The sequence below is a fragment of the Dictyobacter sp. Z7_2 genome (assembly GCF_057551105.1).
This window is the reverse complement of record NZ_BAAJPE010000002.1, coordinates 2,300,904-2,316,935: the sequence shown is the minus strand read 5'-3', so window position 1 is coordinate 2,316,935 and position 16,032 is coordinate 2,300,904. Positions and strand designations below refer to the sequence as shown.

Here is a 16,032-nt window from a genome sequence, read left to right as displayed (position 1 = left end):
CAGAAGCAGCAAATGAAGAGGATAATCGGGATGAGTGGTATCGAACCCAGGCAGTCCAGCAACCAGCCAGAACGAGAGCAGAGAACACCACTGCGCATCGCAGTACTCGTTTCAGGCAGTGGAAGCAACTTACAAGCAATCATCGATGCAGTGGAGAGCCAGCAGTTACCAGACGTTGAGATCGTGCTGGTCATCAGTAACAAAGCGAACGCGCAGGGACTACAGCGTGCACTGAAGCACAAGCTGCCAGCCATCTACATCCCATGGAAGAAGCAACGTGAAGAGTCGGAAGAGCGGATCAGCGCCCTCCTACGGCTCTTTCAGGCCGATCTGATCGTATTGGCCGGCTGGATGCGTATCTTTAGCGCCAGCTTTACAGCGCAATTTCCACAGCGCATCATTAACCTTCATCCCGCCCTCCTACCCGACGACGGAGCAGAGACCTACACCACCAGCGATGGTACCGTCATACCAGCGCTGCGCGGACTCAACGTCGTCGAACAAGCTCTTGCAGCAGGCCACAAAGTCACAGGGAGCACCGTCCACTACGTCATACCGGCCGTCGATGCCGGCCCTGTCATCGGGCGGGCCGAGATACCCATCGAGCCAGGGGATACCGCCGACACCTTGCACGAAAAGCTCAAGATACAAGAGCATCTGCTCGTCGTAGAAGCCATCCGTAGTCACGCCGAACAGCAACGCATGATCAGTAGCGCCAGATAAAGGGGGATATGCGCAGGTATAACAAAGCAGTATAAGTCCATTTTGCTATATCTGCGTTATTTATTATCTATCTCCTTTTACCTTATTTTTAAAACTTAAGGCATATACTTATATGCTAAATCATGTTTTTCAAGTCAAAAACTTTACATTCATCTGTATTACGATGCTGTGAGCTATCTCATACCCTCCACCAAAATCGCTGACTTGATATGTACATTCTATGACTCTTCCACATTCATACTTAGCAGTACTTGAGACTCACACAGATTTAAACAAGCAATAAGTAATCTTCCATATCTGCTAAATACCTCTCTTTTGTCCGCTTTGGATGATTTTTTTAGTTCTTCTATTTAGAGGGGGAATTCCGGTACAAATCAAAAGCAAGCACTGAGATAACTTTTCACTATCTTCTGCATGATAAATACACAAGGATAATGGAATACATTGAAATTAATTGGTGAAAGTAAATCTATTTGTAGATTGAAAGGCCTTTTGATCGACAAATCACATAAGTGAGATTGGAAATGGATGCATCATTAGAAATAGAAGAACTTGATTTGATACAACGAACTATTCATGGTGATCATAATGCATTTTGCTCGTTAGTCATTTTGTATGAAAAATCACTATTAAACTATTTGTACGCTTTAGTTAATAATTGGGAAAACGCTCATGACATTGCTCAAGAGGTTTTTGTTGCAGCCTATTATGCCCTACCTCGATGGGAAACGCCAGAAACCACAGTTCCCTCCACAAAGAAAAAGCCTAACCACTTATATCATATTAACGACGTGATGAATCATCCACTGGCTCCTTGGCTTTATCGAATTGCAACGAATAAAGCCTTAACATTTCTTAAGAAAAGTTCCAATCAAAACAGAACTATTTCGATAGAATCTAACGATCAAGATCTCTTGCATCAATATACAACTTTCATGTCATATACAGGTGATGCAACACTGGAAGATCGCTATGTTACCCGGGAACTACTCCAACAGGCATTAGGATATCTTTCAGAAGAAGACGCTATATGTATTGTTCTCCGCTTTGTCCTAGATGAGCAATACTCAGAAATTGCAGAGAAATTACATTTAAGCAAAGAAGCCGTACGTAAGCGAATTACACGAGGATTAATTAATTTACGTTCTTTCTATGCACATATAGAAAAAGGTGAGATTTATAATGAAAAAAAAGGATGAGATGTTGGCTAACGAACACACAGAGTTGATATCTTTACTCGACGCTTATACAACTGATGAGCTTGAAAAGGATGAAAAGGCACAAGTAGAACTTCATCTTTCTCATTGCACAGGGTGCCAACAATGGCTTGTAAGCATATCTCAACTACACACTCTGTTAAAGATGCAAGAAATTACGGCAAATTTAGGTGAAACGAGAGATTATGTTACAAATACAAATCGTATTCGCCATTCATCAGCTCTAGCCGAAACCGCGCTCACAATAATTGCCAGCAAACAAAGAGAAGAGGTAAAAGAGGAAAGATATCAAGATCAGTTTGTAAAAATACAAGAACTATCACCGATACAAGAGCGGAAAAAAAAGCCTAAAAGACAGCTTGTGTGGTACATCGGCCTTTTTGCCGCCGTGTTCTGCATTGCTATACTTGCTATTATACTAATACCACAGCTATCACCACATAGAATCAGCCAGAATAGCACAAACATAACAAGGCCAGCACCTGTACCGTGGAAATTAGACGAGGCACAGACTATTGAGCATAACGGAGCAGATATTTTTGCAATCAAAAACATTGATATCTCATCCCAAGGATTTCGTTTTTTCTATGTTGACAATTCCTCAAACCAAGAGGAAATATCATCGATCGAAGTCATCTCGACACTTCCCTCTCAGCCAAATAAGACAATAAAGCTAACTACGAAGATTCAGTATTTAGGAAAGTTAGGTAATTTTACAGTTGGTGTTATACAAATTCCGTACTTAAATCGAGTTGGTCAACATATCATTATTCAAGGGATATCCGCAAATAAGACGCCCTCTTGGCATCTCAGCCCTTTAGAACAACTCTATCCAGCATCCAGTCTAAGTGGAGACTTTTACATTAATCAAGATAATTTGCCTGCCATTACTTGGAATGGTCCTGTGGGTGAATATGTTGGAGTCGCTTTTTTTCAAATTACAACATCAGGACAATCAAAACCGAGTACTTCTCACATCTTTTTACGTTTGGACAATCCGGTCAAAGTGATCACTCAAACTGAATATAATAACTTGGCAGGACAAGAGGAAAAAACCAACCCTTGTAAAAGCTGTAGTATACCAGTACCGCTTCCTATATTACATGCCACAGCTACATCTAAAGCATTAAAGAATATAGGAGATAATAAATACTTACATAAAAATTAGGAAATAAATTTCTACAGAGGATTTTCAAAAGATTTATTAAATATAAATCTGAAATTAATATGTTACATGTTAAAAACTAATCTTCGAATCCGGAATCGATATAACCCAAAGCAGCAAATTACCTGTTTGAGCATCAAATACCTCTACACCAAACTTTGAAGGTGGTAAAACCTTAGAGTTTGGAGCAGTTGGTACCATCGCAGTAGAGAAAGGTCCCTGTAATTTAACATAATAAATAAGTGAAGTATCTGGTAATCCAGTTTCTTCACCATGCAAGCGATCAGAAACTACTTTACTAGTAACTAAGTCAATAGAAAGTATTTTTAAGGATGCTACAGAAATAACTGATCCACCAGGAAAAGAATGTTTTAATACATATGACTGCACATCAGTAATTTTAATATGCGGAGATGTTATATTATTTGATGCATTCGCATTTACAGATGGCTGATTTAAGTTGATAGCTGGCTGACCAACATTGTTAGAAGAATTATGTTTAGCTATCTGCTGACGACTTAGAGGAGAATTTGGTACAAGCTGAGTATTTGCATTTTTTGCCTGCACGCCACTTTGCTCTGACGCAATAAACACGATAAGTATTGCAGCAAAGATAAAACCAATAAGGAACAACCAAAGTATTTTTACTTGTATTACTTCTTATGATCTTCGCAAAATGGAAACAATACGGCGCATCGTGCCAAACTGCGCTTGTAAAAACGTCATTCCAGTCATAGTGATACGATAAAAACGACGAGGGCCATCACATTGCAACACCTCAATCCAGCCATACTGCTCAAGGCGTCGTAGTGTTGCGTAGAGGGTACCCGGCTCTAGAGATACCCAACTAAATTGTTGGATATCTTCTATCAATGCGTAGCCATGCTTTGGCTCTATGGCAACACTAGAGAGGATAAGCAAAGCAGGATCACTAAAGCGACCCAGATGCACACATTGTTTCGGCATCATATACTCCTTTCCGGCCAGGCTCTCTGGCTGCTACCTGTGCTAGTACTTCACCATCTGCTCCATGACCATTGCTTCACGTTCTGGCTGAGGTGCTACGATGAAGGTACGTATAAGCACAAGGAGGATGAGTCCTAACATGCTGATAAGAACGAGGGTATTTATGATCAAGCTGCCAGTAGAGAATGTTAAGCCGTGCTGGAATATACCACTTAGCATACTGCTCGCCATCAAAAAGTTATACCCCCAGATCGCGATCACCACAGATACAATCACTGTGTAAAGTGCGATCAAAATTCCCATTCCCTGCACGACACGCCAGCCTTGTTTATGCAATCTCATATCGGCCAGGATGAGTACAAGGGCACCAATTGAGAGATAAGGGACTGACTCAACGGGTGCCAACAAAAGCAGCTTTAGGGTCGCATGAAATTTATCTTGTGCGAACATACCCAGGTAGAGGGTTGAGGCAATCAGTATCATAAAATTGATCACAAAGGCACAAAAAACTGGCATGTATCGATGAGCCCTTAGCTGTTTCACCCCCTTGACCCCGATAGTAAAGAGTGCCATGCATCCACTCATTCCTAAGAGCGTATTTACTATTAACATAGTTGAAAAATTTTGGCCAAAGGCCGTAGCGGGATACACAAACATAATTGAGCAACCCAGACATATCAAAGCGTAAAGTATGATGCTTGTACTACGTTTTCTTACACCATTTTTTAAGCTTGAGATCGTATTTATCAAGAGAGGAATAAAGAGGAGATAAACAACAAGTCTTGGTCCCATTATAGCTGTTAAATTAATTGGTACAGTATAGACATTACCATAGGTAGAATTAAGCAGAATAGTTGTTACTATCCAACAGTTTAGTGCGATCAAAAATATCGCGAATGCGCTGATATATAAATACAATAAAAATTGTCTGTCGTGCCAACGCTGCAAGAAAAATCCCTGTTTGCCACGATAGACAGGATCGAGGCGAGCATCCAACGCACCCAACAATAAATCACAGCTCGTCTTCCACGTGATGGTATGCTGATCGAGTAGCGCGAGCATTTCATCCTGGTAGCGTTCACGCCATTGATGGGGATAAAGAGAGAGTATCCAGATAATAATTCTCATAACTACAATCCTTTGCATGTTTTGTTATTAATGTACTCATCAATATATCGTCCAGCTCTCATCAGATCAGCTGAAGACGACCCTGGCCAACTGAAACAATACGGCTCATCGTAGCAAGCTGCTCTTGCAGCACCACGATCCCATTAGCAGTAATGCGATAAGGACGGCGACGCTCCTCGCTCTCTAATGCCTCGATCCAGCCCCGCTGTTCCAGACGTCCAATAGCTCCATAGAGTGTCCCTGGTTCTAAAAGTGTCCCACTAAATTGGTGGATATCTTCAATCATCGCGTAACCATGTTTGGATCCTCCTGCCAGACTGGAAAGAATCAGTAATGAAGGATCGGAGAAGCGCCCGAGTTCAGGTAAATGTTTCGGCATAAAAAATCACTCCCGCTTTTGTAAATCAACACATCTATACAGTATCAATTACTAAGTATAACTGAATAATAAGGCAAAAAAAAGGACCTGTCAAGCCAAAATGAGCATTTTGTCTTGCTGTCAAGTAGCATTCTGTCTTGACAGCAAGGCAAAATGCTACTTGATGGGGATGTCCAGGCGTTCTAGAAAGCGCTTGCTGATCTCTGCTCGATGCTTGATTGGCATACGACCGGGGATATAATGTGAGTCTGATCCTGTGGTCTGGAGCAAGTCGTGCTGTTGCGCATAGGCCAGATACTCTTCCACGAGTTGGGAGGTGTGATATGGATGATACACTTCAATGCCATCGATGGGAATCTCTGCGCGGAGCTGATCCAACAATGATGTTTCGTAGAAGGTGAAGCTACCCTCGCGACGTCCGGGATGCGCAATCAGACAGACTCCGCCGCTGCGATGGACAGCATCGACAGTTTCAGCCATATCGGAGCGCACGGAATAATAACCAGCATCGCGCATCTGCCTGATGCCATCCTGCATACTCTGGACATATCCATGTTCGCGCAACAACCTGGCGTTATCGGCGGGGAAACGCAACTGGCCTCCATTCTCGGCCAGCAGCTCTTCCTGGCGCGGAAAGAGGTATCCATTGCGTAGCAGCGTTTCGTTGACCTGAAGCGTATTTTCAAGCTGAAGCCGGACGGTTTTAGCGGTCAATGCAGCCAGTTCGTTCTGCTCTGGATCAAAACCATAACAGAGCATATCTCCCATGCGTCCATTGCCAACGGGACCATTCCATGAGGTGCTCATTTCAACACCCGATAAGATCGGTAACTGCTGGGCGGCTCCCAATGCCTGGATCTCGGCAACTTTATCGACACGATCATGATCGGTGATCGCGACCAGATCAAAACCCTCTTTGACAAGAAAATCTATCACTTGCTGAGCAGGCCAGCGTCCATCGCTGTAGGTCGTATGCATATGCAGATCGATCGCTGAATCTGGCTGTAATGTGACATTCATAAGCAGGCGGGCCAAGGTAAACTCCTTCTCGAAAAATGATGAGGTTAAGAGAAAGATTGCGTTCTTTCTCTTTAATCGTATCACAAGCTCGCTTTACCCAAAAGTAGCAGCGGCCGCCCAGATTAGCAAATAGATCCCAGGTTCAATGTCCACCTAATCCGAAGTTAAGAGGGATACTAAACGTGTCCAGCAGTGCCACAATCAGAGGGGCAATAATCAGGGCTGGCAGCATATTCGCAACTTTGATGCGTTTGATATCGAGGATATTTAATGCCAGGCCAATCAGGATAACTCCACCGACGGCGGCTAACTCGATCACGCGTGGCTGCTGCGCCATACTTAGATGAGGATCGGATACTAATAGAGGCTTTAATAAGCTGGCTAACAATGAGATTCCTCCCTGCACAATTAAGATCGTTACGCCCGCAAATAAGGTCCCAACACCAAAGGTGCTGGCAAAAATAATCGCCGAAATGCCATCCAGAACAGCCTTGATGGCCAGCAAGCGATAGTCTCCAGTAAGGCCATCGTTGATCGCGCCCAGGATGGTTAAAGGGCCGACACAAAATTGCAGACTAGCAATCACATATGCGGTTGTAAAGTTCTGCGTATCATTCCCACGATTAAAGCGTAACTTCAACCAATCGCCCAACTGATTGATTCTTTTATCTATATCGATCAACTCACCAATTACCGAGCCAATTACCAGCGCGAGTAAGGGAATTAAGGTGTTTTCTGTCGAGATACCGGAAGAGATACCGATTGTAATCGTAATCAGACCAATGGAGGCGATAACGATCGCTTTAATCCTCTCGGGCAAACGCGTCCCGATCAACAAACCAATCACACCACCAATCATGACAGTTGTGAAATTAATCAATGTTCCAATCATACAAAGTTCCTCAGCAAGATAACAGTAAGATATAACAAAAAGCCACAGCCAATCCCAATCAAAGAGCATCACAAAAAGCGCGAAATTATCAGGAAAACTATAGCATATAGAGCAATGTCGACGCACACAGAAAGCAACTTAAATTGTCATTAATATATCGTCATTAACGAGGAGATACGGGTCCTTTTTGGGTGCCTCCTGGGAATATTCTGTGGTACAATAGCCTCGGTTTACAGCGACAATAGACAAACAGAAAAGATTTTCTCTTGCCAAATATATTGTTCTATGCTTTTGATATACTTGTTATTTTGCGCCGGGAGGATGATGATGTTGGAACAAAATAATTTATTAACTGGCCTCAATCAACCACAAAAAGAGGCAGTCACAACAACTAAAGGTCCACTATTAATACTGGCAGGCCCAGGCAGCGGTAAGACACGTGTCATCACCCATCGTATTGCGTACCTGGTGCAGCACGAACATATTTCTCCATGGCGCATCATGGCCGTAACCTTCACCAACAAGGCCGCCCGCGAGATGCGGGAACGACTCGAAAAGTTGGTAGGAATTAATGAATCCAAAGAGATGATGATCGGGACATTTCACTCTATTTGTGCGCGCGTCCTGCGCACCGAAGCTGATCATCTGGCACCTCTCGGCTTAACGCGTTCATTTGTGATCCTGGATACTGATGATCAAAATACGTTGCTCAAACAGGCGATCAAAGAGCTCGAACTCGACGAAAAACAGTATCGTCCCCACACGATTCAGGCCCTGATCTCACGAGCAAAAAACGAGATGCATGGTCCAGATCAGATGGCCGAATTGGCAACGAAATATGTAGAAGAAGTTGCCGCACGCGTCTACAAATTGTATCAAAAAAAGATGCGCAAAAATAATAGCGTCGACTTCGACGATCTGATCATGCTGACCGAGCAACTCTGGCGGCGTGAGCCCGATGTGCTTCAACATTATCAGCACCGCTGGCACTATCTGCACGTCGATGAATTCCAGGATTGTAACCTGCCGCAATACAAGCTGATCAGGTTGCTCGGCTACGGCACAGATGATCGTCACGAAGGACTCGGAAATGTCTGCGTTGTCGGCGATGATGATCAGATGATCTATACCTGGCGCGGTGCAAGCGCGGAGACCGTTTTGCGCTTCGAACGTGACTTTCCAGAGACCAGGATCATCCTGCTGGAACAGAACTATCGCTCGACACAAACGATCCTGGATGCGGCTCAAGGCATTGTCAAAAGAAATACGCTGCGCAAAAATAAGAAGCTCTGGACGGATCAGGGATCAGGCGAGAAAGTCATCATTCATGAAGCCTACAATGAGGAGCAAGAAGGTCTCTACACGGCACAAGAGATTGTACGTCTGATGGCACGAGGCGATCTCGAAAAGCGTAGCGACGTCGCTGTGATGTATCGCACCAACGCGCAATCGCGAGCTCTCGAAGAGCAATTTCTGCGCATGAATATTCCCTATAAAGTTATTGGCAGTCGCAAGTTCTACGATCGCAAGGAGATCAAGGATATGCTGGCCTATATGCGCCTCCTATTCAATCCTAACGACGATCTGAGCCTGCAACGCGTCATTAACGTCCCTAATCGCAAGATTGGCGCCAAGACCGTAGGAGAACTGCAACAATGGGCAATCAAGCGAGGTAGCTCACTCTATACGGCACTGGGAACCATTGCCAGTCATCCAACGCTGGGCAAGGGAGCCAAAAGTGCTCTGGAAACTTTCTACAAACTCATCAACGATCTCACAGGAGCGATCGACGAACTTCATCTGCCAGAACTATTGGATCGCATTGCGGAACGCAGCGGCTATGGACCGGAGTTACGCGCCGCCTCCGAGAACGAGGGTATGGATCGCTGGGGGAACGTACTGGAACTGCGTCGTGTGGCTGAAGACTATTCGGAGATCGAGACCCGCGCCGCCCTGGAACTCTTTCTGGAAAACGTCGCCCTCGTCGGCGGAGCAGATACTGTACAATCCAGCGAAGACGGCACAATCATGCAAGAAGAGACCGTCGACGCCGTCACCTTAATCACCCTGCACGCCGCCAAAGGATTGGAGTATCCAGTCGTCTTCATCGTCGGCATGGATGAGGGATCACTGCCACACTCGCGCTCCGTCAGCAAGCCCGAAGAGGTCGAAGAGGAACGTCGTCTGGCCTACGTTGGCTTCACCCGAGCCATGCAACGCCTCTATCTGGTCCGCGCCCGCCGCCGCTCCGTCTTTGGAGAAACGCAATACACCGAACCATCACGCTTCCTGGATGATATCCCTTTGCAACTCATCGCGCCCAAAGGAGGCAATCTTACCGCGCAAAACAAACAAAACAGTGCCAATACCTTCAACAATCGCACGCGCACCAGCGGTCCCACGCGTCAACATAGCTGGGAAGACGACTTCAATCAAGATCCTTATGGAGAAAGTGAAGGTCGCGTCTTTGGTCGTGGCTCAACCCAGGCGTCACAATCCTCCACGCGCAACACCTCATCGTCAGGAGGATTCAGAAAACAGGAGCCAGCTCAATCAAAAGAGCAGCGCTTCAAATCCGGTGACCGTGTCCGTCACAACGTCTTTGGAGATGGCATCATTCTCAAAAGCGAAATGGAATCGGGAACAGAATTCGTCGAAGTCCAATTTCCTGGCAAGCACGGCAAAAAGCGCCTGAGTATGGATTTTGCCCGCCTCGAAAAATTATAATGTACATCCCATAAAAAGAGATAGATCTATAGTATGTAAGCTGCAATAGTCGAGGTATCGCTCGTGCTAGCTATACCTCGACTATTGCAACTTCTATTTTTTAGTATCCGGAGCTATCGATTTAGCTGGTATGCTTGTCAACAAAAGATTTCCAGTTTTTGCATCCAGTATTTCATACACAATATCTACCGAGGATGGAATAGTCCAACCCTTTCTCTGTAGTCCAGGTGGTAACAAACTATTTGATAGTGAAAATGGACCATAAATTGTAACAAGGCATACAGCAGCATCAGGGTTTGATGATATAGATTGATCACCTGTAATAGCCTTGGCTTCCTGCATCGTTATAAATTGAATTTTTTGAACGGTTTGAGATCCACCATTCACAACAGGAACGCCTGGAAAAGGATGTGACTGAATGTATGTTCGCACATCTGCTTCAGTGAAGCCGGCAATTGCTGATAGTGGTTCACTAGATTGGGATACAACAGCAGGTAGACCTACTTTTTTTGAATCATTCTGTATTTGCATTTGTGTTACACTCGCCGGTGGTGTTGCTTGTTCCAATTTTTCTATTGTCCTCATGCTTGCTTGAGATTGTTAAACTCATACACTGAACTCTACCAGTTTTTTTTCGTCTCTTCAAGAGAAGCTGAGTAGTCTAGCCCCCAAATCATCCGCTCCGAGATCCAGCCGTCTCATACGAGTCACAGAACATCGCACGCCAGCGTGTGACGCTACTAGGTCCTCGCTTCGCTCGACCTCTTTCGGCTTGCCTCCCAAGATAAGGCGGAGAAAGATTATCCTTGCTGCAAAAAGTGAAGCACCCCCTACACCTTCGATGGAAAGACGTAGCGCAACATATGGTATACTCGGTAGACAAAGTCAAACATCGATAGACACGCCTCGTAGAAAATCAACCACCAGATAAGTTTTATTGATAAAAACATGCAACAACTACCAGAAAAATCTGAACCATCGGCACTTCTGCATGGCAATCGTGAGCTAGCGGTGCTCTATTCCATCGCGGGTTATCTGAATCGGCAGGTGGATGTCCATGATGCCTTGCAGGAGGTGCTAACTCATGTGACCGATCTGCTCGGGATGCGCACGGGCTGGGTCTGGATCTTCGATGAGCTAGGCGAGCCGGTTGTGGCCGCTTCGCGTCATCTGCCGCCCTATCTGGCCGACCATCATGAGCGTATGTGCGGGACGTGTGTCTGCCTCGATACCTTCGTGGAGGGTGCGATGGAGACAGCATCAAATATCAATGTCCTTCGTTGCAGCCGCCTCAAAAATGCGGAGCGCGATAGCGATCCCAGTGCGCTCGGGCTGCGTTTTCACTCCAGCGTCCCCATCTATGCGGGCACGACACTGCTGGGAGTTATGAATGTGGCCAGCGAAGATTGGCGCGAGTTAAGGGTCGATGAGCTCCAATTGCTGCATATTATCAGCGATCAGATTGGACTGGCTTTACAGCGAGCACGCCTTTCAGCCGAGCACACGCAGGCGGCGGCACGTCTGGCGACCACGGAAGAGCGCAATCGCCTGGCACGAGAGATCCATGATACGATGGCGCAGGGTCTGGCGGCCGTAGCGCTTCAACTGGAGGCAGCTGATGCTCTGGTCGAGACCAGACCGGAGCGAGCTCATGAAGCGGTACGGCGAGCACTCCAACTGACACGCAATAATCTTGAAGAGGCCCGCCGCTCCGTCATGGATCTGCGTTCGGCTCCTTTACAGGAGCATACACTCCCAGAGGCTCTGGCGGCGCTGGTAGCCTCTGGAACATTCTCGACAGCTATTGAGTACAGGTGCTCACCTGGACAGCTCTTTCCGGCCTTACCTGCGCGTATAGAGGCAAGCCTGTATCGTATCGCTCAGGAGGCGCTAACAAATGCCTGCAAACATGCTCATGCACAACGTATCGAGCTAAAGTTGCTGGCTGAGGAACATTGGATCAGTCTGATCATTCAGGATGATGGCATTGGCTTTGAGGTAGATACGGTAGCGCAGCATGCCGGTCCTAATGCAGGTCACTTTGGATTGACGGGCATGCGCGAACGGGTACGTATTTTAGAAGGGAGTATGTGCATCCTCAGCGAAACCGGCATCGGAACATGTATCGAAATATCGGTTCCATATTAAATAGCATCAGACAAGCAACACGAGCAATCCTCCCTTGATCTTCACAACAGAAAGGCGTCAGCAATGATTCGTATTGTCCTGGCAGATGACCATCCCATTGTACGTGAAGGGCTCCATACCTTATTAGAAACGCAGGCAGATTTTGAAGTGATCGCGGAATGTGCCAATGGTGAAGAAGCGTTACGTACGGCGTCACAGCTTCAGCCCGATATTTTGTTGCTCGATCTGGAGATGCCGATTATGGATGGAGTTGAGACGACACGTCAACTCTATCTGCTACCGCATCGTCCACGCGTGATCATCTTTACTGCCTTCGATGACGATGAACGCATCATTCATGCCTTGCAGGCCGGCGCTGACGGCTATCTACTCAAAGAAGTTCCACGCGACGAGATCTTTAAGGCGATACGCATCACGATGGACGGCGGATCGATGCTCCAGCCGCTGGTAGCCTCAAAACTCCTTCAGCACGTAGGAAGGCAACAGAAAATTGTCAATACCTCGGTTGCAGATACAATCACGCAGGTTGAGGAACTCACCGACCGGGAATTAGAAGTGCTTCGTCTACTGGCCAGGGGCATGCCAAATAAAGAGATCGCGGCTCAATTGATCATTAGCGAGCGTACAGCCAAGTTCCATGTGAACTCGATCATGGGCAAGCTCGGCGCCACAAACCGAACCGAGGCGGTCGTCATGGCCGCACAACGTGGTCTCATCAAACTGTAACCTCTAAACGTAGCAAGACTTCACAGTTGTGCCTGAGAACCTCGCGATCAAGCTATACTCAGGCACAAGTACCAGATGGTAGAAGCTCTTTTGCAGCCCTTCACAACCACATCTCCACATCCACATTGAGAAACATTAACCTGACCATAAGAAATTTAGGCTAATTTCCCCCAGAAAGCGCGAGGACCGGAACAGCATGATATACAATACCACAAAGAAATGAGCTTTTAGCTAAAGAATCTTCTTTGTCTTTCATTAATGGATTATTCGTATTCACCAATCAAATATTCTATTCCTGAAAGGCAGATAGGGACAGTTACACATGTACTTTAATCGCTTCTCGGCCCTTGTGGTGGTTGTGGTATTAATTGGCCTTATCACCCTCGTGATCATTGGTATTACTGATGCTGTAGGCTACTCAATCACGCGTGGGCCAAATACAGAGCATCTGGCGGGAACTGTCATCAGTATGGGACCCGGACAGGTTTTTGTTTTAAAAACAGCCGATGGGAAGCTTACATCATTTCAATGTACTGAACGATGTATCAGCTCGGAGCCACATATACAACGGCATATCAATGAGCGTGCTCATACTGATGTGTATTATATACGTGCCGCCAACGGCACTTTGATCGCTGTAGACGTAGATTAAAAATAAAACGTGGAGTATCGCTGGCACTCTTTTACGCTACTTGATGAATCCAAGGAAGAGTAAAGTAAGCAAGCAAGCGTTTTCATATGTTGTCAGGATGTGAGTGTGATGAACGAGCCGAATAAAAAAATGATACCGTTTCAAGCGCCAGGGAGCCCCGTTCTTGATCGGGCGGATATAGTTATTATCGGCAATGGCATTGCAGGTCTTACTGCCGCAGTAGAGGCCCGAAGGCTCGCTCCAGAAAAACGTATCGTCATAATAACAGACCAGATGCATCCCACGATTAACACGCCCGCGCTCAAGCAGTTCGCTGTTGCCAAGCTCACGCGTGAACAATTGCTGGCCTATCCAGCGGGAACAGAGCGCTCAGAACGCCTCCATATCGTCCATTCACGGGTGGCAGAGATTCACGCCCAGAGCAAATATGTGACACTGAGTGGCAATCGCGGCTTCGGCTACGATTCACTGCTGATTGCGACCGGAAGTTCGCCACAAGGGCTGCCAGAACAAACACCCGGGCGCAACTTCGATGGTGTCCTGACCCTCCATCGCTTACAAGATTATCTTGACCTGCGCCGACGCCTGGGAGAGGTGAGCGAGGCCATTGTAATCGGGGGAGGTGTACATGCCATTGAAACCGTGATGGGACTACTCTATTGGGGTATTCAAGTACACTGGTTGATTCGTGGCAAAACATTTATGCGTGGCATGTTAGATGATATCGCTTCAGAGATCGTCTTGAACAACATCCGCCATGCAGGAGCGATCGTTCATCTGGAGACAGAGGTAGCAGGCGTGGTAGGACGGGTAGGATCAGTCGCCGGAGTGATTACGAATCATCAGGAAATGATCCCCTGCCAGCTTGTGCTGACCTGTACAGGCACAAAGCCTGCGACAACCCTGGCAAAAAAATGCAGTGTGCCAATGATGCATAAAAATGGCATCGTCGTTGACGATAAACTCCGCACCAGCGTACGCGATATCTATGCAGCGGGCGATGTAGCAGCCTTGAAAAATCCACTCACCGGAAACTATGAGCCGCGCGCTCAATGGTACGCAGCAGTCTCACAGGGACGGATTGCTGGATCGGTCATGGTCGGAAACAAAGAGCTCGCGCAGCAACCGTTTGGAGTCTTCTGGCACGCAACTCATCTGGGAGAACTATCAATGTTAACGGTTGGTGAGCCACTGAGCACCGATCCAAACATCAACGTACTTACAGATACGAGTCAGGGTGGCTATCGACGCCTCGCCATGATCGACGATCGCCTCGTAGGTTATATGGCACTTGGCCCCAAGCAGGCAGATAGTCTGGCAATCAAACGTATCATCGACGAAGGAACCTCGATTACTCGAGGAGTAAAAGCGCTGCTCAAAGGTCAATTTGACGCCCGTTCTTATGTCTCAAGTCAACGCTCACGAGCAACCAAGAACTTACTCACCAACCAGCTACCGATGCTCAATTCGGGAGTACCTCAACAAATGAAGCCGATGCTCAATCCGGGAGCGGCTGCGCAGCAGGCACCAGCGGCCGCAGCATATAACTATGCACGCAACGGGCTACCGAGCACGGGTCAGCTGCCGATGAACCAGCCTCAGCAGCCAGCCGCTTCACAGCAGGTCCCGATAGAGAAATATTTGGATCAGCAACCGATTGGAATGGCAGAGATACCCGTCTATTATGATGACGAGATCAACCCATTCACAGGCAATTTGCCAGCGCCAACACCGGCTCAACCCGAGCCGAGCAGAAGAATGTCAGAACCATTACAAGCATCGTCATATATTTACGAGGATCAAATGCAAGCGCCCATGCCGCCAAAAGATAGACGCTTTGAACCCAGACCACAACCACAGCAGACCTCTAATTTATGGACGTTTGCCAATCAGCCAGTCGAAGCACAAGCGATTGTGTTAGATATCAGTGGAGAGGAAAGACGCTAAATGCTGAGAATGCTCAAACCAAATGCAATTATTTTGCATAAAACCAGACCGCAAGTTGGTCAAGAAATTCAGGCCTGCATTGGATGCAACGAATGTATCCTGGCTTGCCCTGCTGTGGCGGAACCGATCACCATCGATATGCTCAATCGAGAAACCGTCGATGGTCCTGTCTCTCCACCGATTGCCCGCTTCGCACGTGCCTGCTATCAATGTGGAGCCTGCGTCGCTCCCTGCCCCGTTGGACTGCATCGGGATGCAATGATGCTCTGGCTAAAAGTCCGACTTTTAAGTGCGAATGACGAGATGTAAGCAGATAGATTAACAAAAAACACAATGGCGGGA

Annotated in this window: 16 protein-coding genes; 9 read left to right on the top strand and 7 right to left on the bottom strand. The window is 46.7% G+C overall.

Translation table 11 applies throughout. From position 1 onward, the window contains the following. Positions 1-30 precede the first annotated feature (30 nt). The 3 genes from purN (at position 31) to AC27N8_RS23160 (ending at position 3,108) form a co-directional block, all read left to right on the top strand. Positions 31-723 (top strand): phosphoribosylglycinamide formyltransferase, encoded by a 693-nt coding sequence (gene purN / locus AC27N8_RS23170; RefSeq protein WP_487069800.1) that lies wholly within the window; start codon positions 31-33, stop codon positions 721-723. A gap of 524 nt (positions 724-1,247) precedes the next feature. Then, a complete protein-coding gene (locus tag AC27N8_RS23165) occupies positions 1,248-1,922 on the top strand; it encodes an RNA polymerase sigma factor (RefSeq protein ID WP_487069798.1) in 675 nt (224 codons plus the stop codon). After that, complete coding sequence (locus tag AC27N8_RS23160; protein WP_487069796.1) at positions 1,906-3,108, top strand: anti-sigma factor family protein; 1,203 nt, start codon at positions 1,906-1,908, stop codon at positions 3,106-3,108. Before AC27N8_RS23165 ends, AC27N8_RS23160 begins: the two co-directional genes overlap by 17 nt. 69 nt (positions 3,109-3,177) lie before the next feature. On the opposite strand, the gene AC27N8_RS23155 is transcribed toward AC27N8_RS23160, so the two are convergent. From AC27N8_RS23155 to AC27N8_RS23130, 6 genes are all read right to left on the bottom strand, one after another. Further along, positions 3,178-3,738: a hypothetical protein gene (locus AC27N8_RS23155; RefSeq protein WP_487069794.1), complete on the bottom strand. Its 561-nt coding sequence runs from the start codon at positions 3,736-3,738 to the stop codon at positions 3,178-3,180. A 27-nt stretch (positions 3,739-3,765) separates the two neighbouring features. Next, positions 3,766-4,074, bottom strand: a complete 309-nt coding sequence (locus AC27N8_RS23150; protein ID WP_487069792.1) for a PadR family transcriptional regulator — start codon at positions 4,072-4,074, stop codon at positions 3,766-3,768. Positions 4,075-4,113: 39 nt separating this feature from the next. After that, positions 4,114-5,199, bottom strand: a complete 1,086-nt coding sequence (locus AC27N8_RS23145) for a hypothetical protein (RefSeq protein WP_487069790.1) — start codon at positions 5,197-5,199, stop codon at positions 4,114-4,116. 61 nt (positions 5,200-5,260) lie between these two features. Further along, positions 5,261-5,578, bottom strand: coding sequence for a PadR family transcriptional regulator (locus AC27N8_RS23140; RefSeq protein WP_487069788.1), 318 nt, complete (start codon positions 5,576-5,578; stop codon positions 5,261-5,263). Between the two features lie 156 nt (positions 5,579-5,734). Beyond that, the gene (locus AC27N8_RS23135; RefSeq protein ID WP_487069786.1) at positions 5,735-6,613 is read right to left on the bottom strand and encodes a PHP domain-containing protein; all 879 of its coding nucleotides are present in this window, start codon (positions 6,611-6,613) and stop codon (positions 5,735-5,737) included. A 127-nt stretch (positions 6,614-6,740) separates the two neighbouring features. Beyond that, positions 6,741-7,490, bottom strand: a complete 750-nt coding sequence (locus AC27N8_RS23130; RefSeq protein WP_487069784.1) for a DUF554 domain-containing protein — start codon at positions 7,488-7,490, stop codon at positions 6,741-6,743. 330 nt (positions 7,491-7,820) lie between these two features. Between AC27N8_RS23130 and AC27N8_RS23125 the strand changes: the two genes are divergently transcribed. Continuing rightward, positions 7,821-10,217 carry an ATP-dependent helicase gene (locus AC27N8_RS23125; RefSeq protein WP_487069782.1) on the top strand — a complete coding sequence of 799 codons (2,397 nt, stop codon included), beginning with the start codon at positions 7,821-7,823 and terminating at the stop codon, positions 10,215-10,217. Between the two features lie 93 nt (positions 10,218-10,310). Here AC27N8_RS23125 and AC27N8_RS23120 read toward each other — a convergent pair whose 3' ends face one another. Continuing rightward, positions 10,311-10,784, bottom strand: a complete 474-nt coding sequence (locus tag AC27N8_RS23120; protein ID WP_487069780.1) for a hypothetical protein — start codon at positions 10,782-10,784, stop codon at positions 10,311-10,313. Positions 10,785-11,165: 381 nt separating this feature from the next. Between AC27N8_RS23120 and AC27N8_RS23115 the strand changes: the two genes are divergently transcribed. The 5 genes from AC27N8_RS23115 (at position 11,166) to AC27N8_RS23095 (ending at position 15,999) form a co-directional block, all read left to right on the top strand. Further along, the gene (locus AC27N8_RS23115; protein ID WP_487069778.1) at positions 11,166-12,365 is read left to right on the top strand and encodes a GAF domain-containing sensor histidine kinase; all 1,200 of its coding nucleotides are present in this window, start codon (positions 11,166-11,168) and stop codon (positions 12,363-12,365) included. Positions 12,366-12,428: 63 nt separating this feature from the next. Continuing rightward, a complete protein-coding gene (locus tag AC27N8_RS23110; RefSeq protein ID WP_487069776.1) occupies positions 12,429-13,091 on the top strand; it encodes a response regulator in 663 nt (220 codons plus the stop codon). 322 nt (positions 13,092-13,413) lie between these two features. Further along, positions 13,414-13,743 (top strand): hypothetical protein, encoded by a 330-nt coding sequence (locus AC27N8_RS23105; protein ID WP_487069774.1) that lies wholly within the window; start codon positions 13,414-13,416, stop codon positions 13,741-13,743. Between the two features lie 108 nt (positions 13,744-13,851). Further along, the gene (locus tag AC27N8_RS23100) at positions 13,852-15,690 is read left to right on the top strand and encodes an NAD(P)/FAD-dependent oxidoreductase (RefSeq protein ID WP_487069772.1); all 1,839 of its coding nucleotides are present in this window, start codon (positions 13,852-13,854) and stop codon (positions 15,688-15,690) included. Continuing rightward, positions 15,691-15,999 carry a 4Fe-4S dicluster domain-containing protein gene (locus AC27N8_RS23095; RefSeq protein ID WP_487069770.1) on the top strand — a complete coding sequence of 103 codons (309 nt, stop codon included), beginning with the start codon at positions 15,691-15,693 and terminating at the stop codon, positions 15,997-15,999. Positions 16,000-16,032: the final 33 nt, after the last annotated feature.

Bases quoted from the DNA above. Each gene is read 5' to 3' on its own strand.
- AC27N8_RS23165 (WP_487069798.1), top strand. From the start codon at position 1,248: ATGGATGCATCATTAGAAATAGAAGAACTTGATTTGATACAACGAACT.
- AC27N8_RS23105 (WP_487069774.1), top strand. From the start codon at position 13,414: ATGTACTTTAATCGCTTCTCGGCCCTTGTGGTGGTTGTGGTATTAATT.
- AC27N8_RS23095 (WP_487069770.1), top strand. From the start codon at position 15,691: ATGCTGAGAATGCTCAAACCAAATGCAATTATTTTGCATAAAACCAGA.
- AC27N8_RS23140 (WP_487069788.1), bottom strand. From the start codon at position 5,578: ATGCCGAAACATTTACCTGAACTCGGGCGCTTCTCCGATCCTTCATTA.
- AC27N8_RS23145 (WP_487069790.1), bottom strand. From the start codon at position 5,199: ATGAGAATTATTATCTGGATACTCTCTCTTTATCCCCATCAATGGCGT.
- AC27N8_RS23100 (WP_487069772.1), top strand. From the start codon at position 13,852: ATGAACGAGCCGAATAAAAAAATGATACCGTTTCAAGCGCCAGGGAGC.
- purN (WP_487069800.1), top strand. From the start codon at position 31: ATGAGTGGTATCGAACCCAGGCAGTCCAGCAACCAGCCAGAACGAGAG.
- AC27N8_RS23160 (WP_487069796.1), top strand. From the start codon at position 1,906: ATGAAAAAAAAGGATGAGATGTTGGCTAACGAACACACAGAGTTGATA.
- AC27N8_RS23150 (WP_487069792.1), bottom strand. From the start codon at position 4,074: ATGATGCCGAAACAATGTGTGCATCTGGGTCGCTTTAGTGATCCTGCT.
- AC27N8_RS23110 (WP_487069776.1), top strand. From the start codon at position 12,429: ATGATTCGTATTGTCCTGGCAGATGACCATCCCATTGTACGTGAAGGG.
- AC27N8_RS23115 (WP_487069778.1), top strand. From the start codon at position 11,166: ATGCAACAACTACCAGAAAAATCTGAACCATCGGCACTTCTGCATGGC.
- AC27N8_RS23130 (WP_487069784.1), bottom strand. From the start codon at position 7,490: ATGATTGGAACATTGATTAATTTCACAACTGTCATGATTGGTGGTGTG.